This is a genomic window from Glaciihabitans sp. dw_435 (genome assembly GCF_018449675.1).
Classification (GTDB): Bacteria; Actinomycetota; Actinomycetes; order Actinomycetales; family Microbacteriaceae; genus Glaciihabitans.
In genome coordinates, this window is the sequence record NZ_JAAVUZ010000045.1 from 1 (window position 1) to 1129 (window position 1129).

At 59.3% G+C, this 1129-nt stretch carries 1 protein-coding gene; it reads right to left on the reverse strand.

What is annotated here, in order from left to right; all coding sequences use genetic code 11:
- Positions 1 to 7: 7 nt before the first annotated feature.
- On the reverse strand, positions 8 to 1087 hold the full coding sequence (locus HB677_RS18180; protein WP_374193835.1) for an IS30 family transposase: 1080 nt from the start codon (positions 1085 to 1087) through the stop codon (positions 8 to 10).
- Positions 1088 to 1129 lie beyond the last annotated feature (42 nt).

The window sequence follows — 1129 nt, forward strand, 5'->3', positions numbered from 1 at the left end:
CTTGGGTTCAGGGCGTCGTTGCAACACCGGTTTGTTGAACGCCCAACAGTAGCTCGCTGAATGCCTGGGCTGGAGACTTCCACCCCAGAGTCTTGCGGGGACGGCCGTTGAGCTCCCGGGCGACGAACTCAAGGTGTTCCTTGCTATGCACGGACAAATCCGTTCCCTTGGGAAAATATTGCCGCAGTAACCCGTTCGTGTTCTCGTTCGATCCCCGCTGCCAGGGCGAATGGGGATCACAAAAATAGATTTCCATATCCGTCGCCATCGACACCGTTGCATGTTTGGCCATCTCGATGCCTTGGTCCCAGGTCAACGTTTTCGCCAACTCGGCCGGCAACGTTTTCATCGTCGCGATCAACGCCTCCGCCATCACGTCTGCCGACCGCGTTCCGGGCAGATGGACGAGCATGCAATACCGAGTCGTGCGTTCCACCAACGTGCCAATCTGGGAACCATTGACCGTCCCCACGATCAGGTCACCTTCCCAATGCCCCGGAACTGCACGATCGTCGACCTCCGCAGGACGCTCCGCAATATTTACCATCCCCGGAATCCGCTTCACTCCGCGACTATTACGGTCGTCCCCACGGTGGGATTTACGCAACGTTCGCCCCGTCCGCAACTTCACGACCAGCTCTTTCTTCAACGAGCCCCGCGTTTGCAGATAAATCGAGTGGTAAATCGTTTCGTGAGACACCCGCATCAATTCCTCACTGGGGAACTCCACTACCAACGATTTGCTGATCTGTTCCGGCGACCACTTCTTATTCAACTGCTTCTGCACATACCGGCGCAGTTCCGGCCTCAACGACAACTTCCCGGCCTGGGGACGCAACCCCCGCCGCTCAGCACGAGCCTGCGCCATGACCGCGTTATAGGGCTGATATCGCTGCCCACCGGCGGCATCGATCCCGTTCAACCGTCGCCCCCGCAACAACTCTCTACTGACCGTCGATGGCGACCTACCCAGCACCGCAGCACTGGCCCGCACCGACATACCCACCGCAGCGTTGGACTGAATCATCACCCGCTCCACGGGACCCAAATATCGTCCGGACAACGGGCGCAACAAATGAGAAGGCATCACCCCGCCAGCTTCCCGCACCCACCGCCGCACCGCTGTCGT

Excerpts from the sequence above, each read along its gene's own strand:
- HB677_RS18180 (WP_374193835.1), bottom strand. The coding sequence starts at position 1,087 with ATGCCTTCTCATTTGTTGCGCCCGTTGTCCGGACGATATTTGGGTCCC.